At 65.8% G+C, this 7,350-nt stretch carries 6 protein-coding genes; 4 read left to right on the top strand and 2 right to left on the bottom strand.

Features of this window, described 5'->3' with window-relative positions:
• The 4 genes from NUU27_RS24290 to NUU27_RS24275 form a co-directional block, all read left to right on the top strand.
• Positions 1-1,261, top strand: a 1,261-nt coding sequence (locus NUU27_RS24290; RefSeq protein WP_257764878.1) for an aspartate aminotransferase family protein, incomplete at its 5' end; no start/stop codon positions are given.
• Positions 1,262-1,557: 296 nt separating this feature from the next.
• Entirely contained in the window at positions 1,558-2,538 is a 981-nt protein-coding gene (locus NUU27_RS24285; RefSeq protein WP_257764877.1) for a TAXI family TRAP transporter solute-binding subunit, read from the top strand.
• A 192-nt stretch (positions 2,539-2,730) separates the two neighbouring features.
• A complete protein-coding gene (locus tag NUU27_RS24280; protein WP_257764876.1) occupies positions 2,731-5,424 on the top strand; it encodes a TRAP transporter permease in 2,694 nt (897 codons plus the stop codon).
• A gap of 12 nt (positions 5,425-5,436) precedes the next feature.
• The gene (locus NUU27_RS24275) at positions 5,437-5,862 is read left to right on the top strand and encodes a universal stress protein (protein WP_257764875.1); all 426 of its coding nucleotides are present in this window, start codon (positions 5,437-5,439) and stop codon (positions 5,860-5,862) included.
• 79 nt (positions 5,863-5,941) lie between these two features.
• On the opposite strand, the gene ccoS is transcribed toward NUU27_RS24275, so the two are convergent.
• Together ccoS and NUU27_RS24265 are read right to left on the bottom strand one after the other, a co-directional pair.
• Positions 5,942-6,112, bottom strand: coding sequence for a cbb3-type cytochrome oxidase assembly protein CcoS (ccoS, locus tag NUU27_RS24270; RefSeq protein ID WP_257764874.1), 171 nt, complete (start codon positions 6,110-6,112; stop codon positions 5,942-5,944).
• Positions 6,109-7,350 (bottom strand): heavy metal translocating P-type ATPase (locus NUU27_RS24265; RefSeq protein WP_257764873.1); only part of this gene is annotated, 1,242 nt, incomplete at its 5' end. The genes ccoS and NUU27_RS24265, both read right to left, overlap by 4 nt.

Raw genomic sequence — 7,350 nt, 5'->3', positions numbered from 1 at the left:
CGTCGAACTCTTCGACGCCGCGGGCAAGGCCTATATCGACGCATCGGGCGGGGCGGCCGTCTCCTGCCTCGGCCACGGCCATCCGGACGTGATCGAGGCCATCAAGGCGCAGGCCGAGCATCTCGCCTACGCGCATACGAGCTTCTTCACCAACGAGCCGGCCGAGCGGCTGGCCGACCGCCTGATCGCCGGTGCCCCGGAAGGCATCAGCCACGCCTATTTCGTCTCCGGCGGGTCGGAGGCGAACGAGGCGGCGCTGAAGATGGCCAAGCAGTATTTCGTCGAGAAAGGCAAGCCGGAGCGGCGCAACATCATCGCCCGCCGCCAGAGCTATCACGGCAACACGCTCGGCACGCTCGCCACCGGCGGCAACGAGTGGCGGCGCGCGCCCTTCACGCCGCTGCTGATCGAGACGCATCACATCGACCCCTGCTACGCGTACCGCTACCAGGTGCCGGGCGAGAGCGAGGAGGCCTACGGCCAGCGCGCCGCGCAGGCGCTGGAGGACAAGATCCTCGAACTCGGGCCGGAAACGGTGATGGCCTTCGTCGCCGAGCCGGTGGTGGGGGCGACGGCGGGTGCCGTGCCTGCGGTGCCCGGCTACTTCAAGCGCATCCGCGAGATCTGCGACCGCCACGGCGTGCTGTTGCTGCTCGACGAGGTGATGTGCGGCATGGGGCGCACCGGCACGATGCATGCCTGCGAGCAGGACGGCGTGGCGCCCGACCTGATGAGCATCGCCAAGGGCCTGGGCGGCGGCTACCAGCCGATCGGCGCGGTGCTGCTTGGCCGGCATATCTTCGATGCCTTCGCCAACGGGTCGGGTGCCTTCCAGCATGGCCACACCTATATCTGCCATCCGGTCGCCTGCGCGGCGGCGCTGGCCGTGCAGGAGGTGATCGAGCGGGACGGGCTGCTCGCCAATGTGCGCGCCATGGGCTCCTATCTGCGCGGCCGCCTCGAATCGCGCTTCGGCAACCACGCCCATGTTGGCGACATTCGCGGCCGCGGCTTGTTCCTGGGGCTGGAACTGGTGGCCGACCGTTCCTCGAAGGCGCCTTTCGAGCCGGCCTTGAAGATCAACGCCAAGGTCAAGAGGGAAGCGATGGCGCGTGGCCTGATGGTCTATCCGGCCGGCGGGACGATCGATGGCGCGCGCGGCGACCACGTGCTCCTGGCTCCGCCCTTCATCATCGACGAGGCGACCGCCGATGCGATCGTCGAACGGCTTGGCGAAGCGGTGGACGCGGCGACGGCCTGACCGGAAAAATCAGGAGGGGGACGACGACGACGATTCATCGATGGTCAAAAGCTTATCCCCGGCTGGTTTGGTCGGGGGCGCAACAATGGGTTGCAAGTTTCGGCAAATTGCGCAGTCTATCCATTGACTTGGAGCGGGGGGCGCTTCACGCTCCCGCACCTGAGCCTTTCCGGATTGCGCATCGCCGGGCATCCCGCACGCGGTGTCCGGCTGCGGTTGTCGGTCCTGAAAAGGCTGCATCGCGATTCGACGTGCACGCATCTGCAAACGCGTAAACATCAGTAGGGAGACGCATTATGAAACCAAATCGCATTCTCGGTTTTGGCCTCGCGGCCGCGGTGCTCGGCTCGCTGGCCACCGGGGCGGCCAGCGCACAGGACCAGCGCTTCATCTCCGTCGGCACCGGCGGCGTGACGGGCGTTTACTATCCCGTGGGCGGGGCGATCTGCCGCCTGATGAACCAGAATCGCCGCGAGACCGGCATTCGCTGCTCGGTCGAATCGACCGGCGGCTCCGTCTTCAACGTCAACGCCATCAAGGGCGGCGACCTGGAGTTCGGCGTCGTGCAGTCGGACGTGCAGTACAACGCCATGAAGGGCGAGGGCCCGTTCAAGGATGGCGGCGCCCATGACAAGCTGCGCTCCGTCTTCTCGCTGCATGCCGAGCCGCTGACCGTCGTGGCACGCAAGGAAGCCGGCATTGCCTCCTTCGACGACCTGAAGGGCAAGCGCGTCAACATCGGCAATCCCGGCTCCGGCCAGCGCGCGCTGATGGATCTTCTGATCGCCGAGAAGGGCTGGACCAACTCCGATTTCGCCGTGGCGGCCGAACTCGCCCCGGCCGAGCAGAGCTCGGCGCTGTGCGACAACAACATCGACGCCTTCGCCTACACGGTCGGTCACCCGGCCGGCGCCATCCAGGAGGCGACGACCACCTGTGACAGCGTGATCGTTCCGGTCGAGGGCGAGGCCGTCGACAAGCTGGTGTCGGACAACTCCTACTACTTCAAGGCGACCATCCCCGGCGGCATGTACCGCGGCACCGACGGCGACGTGAACACCTTCGGCGTCGGCGCCACTGTGGTGACCTCCGCCGACGTGCCGGACGATGTCGTCCGCGCCTTCGTCGACGCGGTCTTCAAGGACTTCGATGCCTTCAAGGCCCTGCATCCGGCGCTCGCCAACCTCACGCCGGAAAGCATGGTCACTCAAGGCAATTCGGCGCCGATGCATCCGGGTGCCGAGGCCTACTACAAGGAGAAGGGCTGGCTGAACTGATACCTGCACGGCTGTGATGATCCAGATGGAACCCATCTGTCTGGATCTGTCGGCTTACGACAAAAAACTGATGGGCTGACTTTTCCTGACGGATGGGTACGATCTGTCAGGGTCAGACCACCGGGGCGCCCTCAACCGGGCGCCCTTCTTCTCCCTGAAAATTAAAACGATTCATGAGGGGATACAGGGGAAATGGCGACGAAACCGGACAATGCGGGCAAGGCCGCCGCACCGCTCAACGAAGACGAACTGCAGGATCTGGTCGCTTCCAGCGACACAGGCGCGCGCGATCCGGCGGGAACGGCGGGTTTCGTCATCGCCGCCGTCGCCTTGTGCTGGTCGCTGTTCCAGCTCTACATCGCCTCACCGCTTCCCTACACGCTGTCCGGCATGACCGGTCTGCCACTGGTGCTGAACGACGCGCAGGCGCGCGCCATCCACCTGGCATTCGGTCTGTTCCTCGCCTTCATGGCGTTTCCGGCGCTGCCGTCGAGCCCGCGCGATCGCATCCCGGTGATCGACTGGGTGTTCGCCCTCACCGCTGCCGCCTGCGCCCTCTATATCTTCGTCTTCTACCGGGCGCTTGCCCAGCGGCCCGGCCTGCCCATCACGCAGGACCTTGTGGTGGCCGGCATCGGCATGGTGCTGCTGCTCGAGGCGACGCGCCGCGCGCTCGGCCCGCCGCTCGCCATCGTCGCCATCGTCTTCCTCTCCTACGTGTTCTTCGGCTCCTCCACCGTCGTGCCGGACATCATCCGCTGGGGCGGGGCCTCGTTCAGCCGCGCCATGGACCAGATGTGGCTGTCTCCCAACGGCGTGTTCGGCGTGGCGCTCGGTGTCTCCTCGGCCTTCGTGTTCCTGTTCGTTCTGTTCGGCTCCATGCTCGACCGGGCGGGCGCCGGAAACTTCTTCATCAAGCTCGCCTTCGCGCTGCTCGGCCATCTGCGCGGCGGGCCGGCCAAGGCCGCCGTTCTGTCGTCGATGATGACCGGCCTCATCTCCGGCTCGTCCATCGCCAATGTGGTGACGACCGGCACCTTCACCATCCCGCTGATGAAGCGGGTCGGCTTCACGCCGGAAAAGGCCGGCTCGGTCGAGGTGGCGAGTTCGGTGAACGGACAGATCATGCCGCCGGTGATGGGCGCCGCCGCGTTCCTCATGGTCGAGTATGTCGGCATCTCCTACCTGCAGGTCATCAAGCACGCCTTCCTGCCGGCGGTCGTCTCCTACATCGCGCTGCTCTATCTGGTGCATCTCGAAGCGGTGAAGAACGACATGCCGGTGCTGCAGAAGCGCCAGACGCACCCGGCCCTGGTGGCGCTGATGCGCTCGGGCATCGTCATCGCCTCCATCATCATCCTGGTGGGCATCATCTATTACGCCATCAACTTCATCAAATATGCCCTGCCGGACATTTCGGCCCCCGTTCTGATGGCGGCCCTGCTCGTCGCCTATGTGGCGCTCATCTGGTACGCGGCGAAGTCGCCCGATCTCGAAATGGACGATCCCAACGCGCGGGTGGTGGAACTGCCCATCGCGGTCGACGTCATCAAGACGGGCCTGCACTACCTGCTGCCGCTCTTCGTGCTGGTCTGGACGCTGATGGTGGAGCGCAAGTCGCCGGGCCTTTCGGCCTTTTACGCGGTGCTCCTGCTGATCGTCATCATCCTCACCCAGAAGCCGCTCAAGGCCCTGTTCCGCGGCCTGCAGAGCGATGAGCAGCGCGCCGCCCTCGGGGAAGGCATCAACGACCTCATCGTCGGCCTGATCCTCGGCGCCCGCAACATGATCGGCATCGCCTGCGCCACCGCCGCCGCCGGCATCATCGTCGGCACGGTGACGCTGACCGGCATCGGCCAGGTGATGGCCGAGTTCGTCGAGTTCCTGTCGGGCGGCAACATCTTCCTGATCCTCGTCTTCACGGCGTTGATCAGCCTGGTGCTCGGCATGGGCCTGCCGACGACGGCGAACTACATCGTCGTCTCCTCGCTCATGGCGCCGGTGATCGTCGAACTGGGCGCCTCCAACGGCATCATCATCCCGCTGATCGCCGCGCACATGTTCGTCTTCTACTTCGGCATCATGGCCGATGTGACGCCGCCGGTCGGGCTCGCCTCCTTCGCGGCCGCCGCCGTGTCAGGCGGCGATCCGATCAAGACCGGCTTCACGGCGTTCTTCTATTCGCTGAGGACCGTACTCCTGCCCTTCATCTTCGTCTTCAACACCGATCTTCTGCTGATCAATGTGGGCTGGTTCGGTGCGATCTGGGTAACGATCCAGGCGATCGTCGCGATGCTGATTTTCGCGGCGGCGACGCAGGGCTTCTTCATGGCGCGCAACAGGCTGTGGGAGTCGGCCGCCCTGTTGCTGGTGACCTTCATGCTGCTCAGGCCCGGCTTCTTCCTTGACCTGGTGCAGCCGCCCTATCTGGTGACACCGCCAGCCCAGATCTTCGAGGCCGTCAAGGATGAGCCTGCCGATGCCGACATACGCTTCACCATCCGCGGTCCGAATTTCGACAATCCGGACCGCACCACGGAGCGGACCATGGCGTTCAACCTAGGCCCGGAGGGCGAGACCGGAGAGGCCCGTTTCGAGGCGGCGACCGGACTTGCCGCCCGCATCGAAGACGACAGGGTGATCCTCGACGAGCCGTTCGATATGAACAGCCTGGCCGGCAAGGCCCTGTCGAATCTCGACTTCTACGCGGATCAACCGGTCGAGATCACGGCGGTCGAGGTCAGCAACGAAGAGCGCATGCCCCGTGAGGTGTTCTATATCCCGGCGGCGCTTCTGCTCGCCCTGGTGATGTTCATGCAGCGCCGCCGCGGCGGCACGTTGGGGGGCAATCCGCATGCGGGCAGACCGCGCCCGGCGGAAAGCTGAGGAGGAAATGCCATGTACAAGGACATCCTCGTATCCATCGATCTCGGCAATGCCGACGACGAAATACGCACGCTGAAGACGGCCGTCGATTATGCCAAGTCCTTCGGCAGCCGGCTGCACGTGATGACGGTGGTACCCGATTACGGCATGTCGATCGTCGGCGGCTTCTTTCCGAAGGGGCACGAGCAGGAGGCGATCGACCACGCCAACAAGGCGCTGCACGCCTTCACCAAGAAGTACGTGCCCGAAGGCGTGAAGCACCGGCATATCGTCGGCCACGGCTCGATCTACCGCGAGATCCTGCGCTATGCGGTCGAGACGAAGGCCGATCTGATCGTGCTGTCGGCCAAGCGACCGAGCCCCGAGGATTATCTCATCGGCCCCAATGCGGCGCGCGTCGTGCGCCATGCGGAGATCTCGGTTCTGGTGGTGCGATAGAACCACGCACGGGGTCGATGGCGTCGGGTATCCTCTACCGTCTTCGGACGCACCAACGGCCTTTATTTTCTGTGTTGTTTCATGAGCCGGATCTGCTGTCCGGCTCATCGTCCGGCGCGTCGAAAAGGATGCGTTCGGCGGCGCCGTCGAGATCGTCGTACTGGCCGCTCCTGAGGGACCACAGGAAGGCGAGAAGCCCGATCGCGCCGAGGAACAGGGCCACCGGGATGAGGATGGCAAGGTTGGTCACGGCGCTTCCATCACGGGCTCGGGGAAAGGTGTCGTCGCCGGCACCGCGCGGTCGGCCGGCTCGATCAGATCGGGGTCGGTCTGCAGACGCAACGCGTTGCCGATGACGATCAGCGACGACAGCGACATCGCCACCGCCGCCAGAAGCGGCGTGACGTGGCCGAGAATGGCGACCGGCACGGCCAGGAGGTTGTAACCGATCGCCAGCACGAAGTTCTGGCGGATGAGGCGGCCGGCGCGCTTTGCCACGTCGAACGTGAGCGGCACGGCGACCAGGCTTTCGCGCAGGAAAACGAAATCGGCGGCGTTGCGGCCGATATCCGCGGCACTGGCCGGCGCCATGGAGACATGCGCCGCAGCGAGCGCCGGGGCGTCGTTGAGCCCGTCGCCGACCATCAGCGTCTTGTGGCCGCTGTCGGCAAGCTGCGACAGGCGGGTGAGTTTTTCGCCGGGCAGGGCGCCCGCCCGCCAGGCGGTGATGCCGAGCCGGTCCGCCACCGCGCCCACCTGCCGCTCGCTGTCGCCGGAGATGATCTCGACGCCGATACCCTTCTCGCGCAGGCGCTCGACGGCTTTCGGCGTGCCGGGGCGCAGCGTGTCCTCGAAGCGGAAATCGGCCAGCTTGCGGCCGTTGCGCACGAGCACCGTGCCGGTCTGCAGATCGTGGTCGCTGGCGGTTTCGCTGAGCGCCCATTTGGCGCGACCGAGCCGCCACGTGGCCCCGTTGTTGTGCGCCTCGATGCCGAGACCCGGGAACTCCCGCACCGTATCGAAGGCGAATGCCTTGCCGGTGGCGCTTGCGGCCGCGCGCACGATGGCTCGCGAGAAGGGATGGCGCGAATGGGCCGCGACGGCCGCCGCGAGCGCCAGCGTGGTCTCGCCGAGCTGGTCGGCATTCTTGAGGCGCGGCACGCCCAGCGTCAGCGTTCCGGTCTTGTCGAAGACGACGGTGTCGATCTCGGCGAGCTTTTCCATCGCCGCACCGTCCTTCACCATCACGCCGTTCTCGAAGAGGCGCCTTGCGGCGACCACCTGAACGATCGGCACGGCAAGGCCGAGCGCACAGGGACAGGTGATGATGAGCACGGCGATGGCGACGGTGATGGCCCGATGCCAGTCGCCGGTGACCAGGAGCCAGCCGAGGAAGGTCAGGAAGGCGGTGACATGCACGACGGGCGAATAGAGCGCCGAGGCTCGGTCGGCGATGCGCCGGAAACGGGCGCGGCCGCCTTCGGCGGC

Origin of the sequence: Nitratireductor sp. ZSWI3 (genome assembly GCF_024655565.1) — a bacterium.
In the GTDB taxonomy this organism is placed as follows: domain Bacteria; phylum Pseudomonadota; class Alphaproteobacteria; order Rhizobiales; family Rhizobiaceae; genus Nitratireductor.
This window is presented reverse-complemented; position numbering and strand designations above follow the sequence as displayed.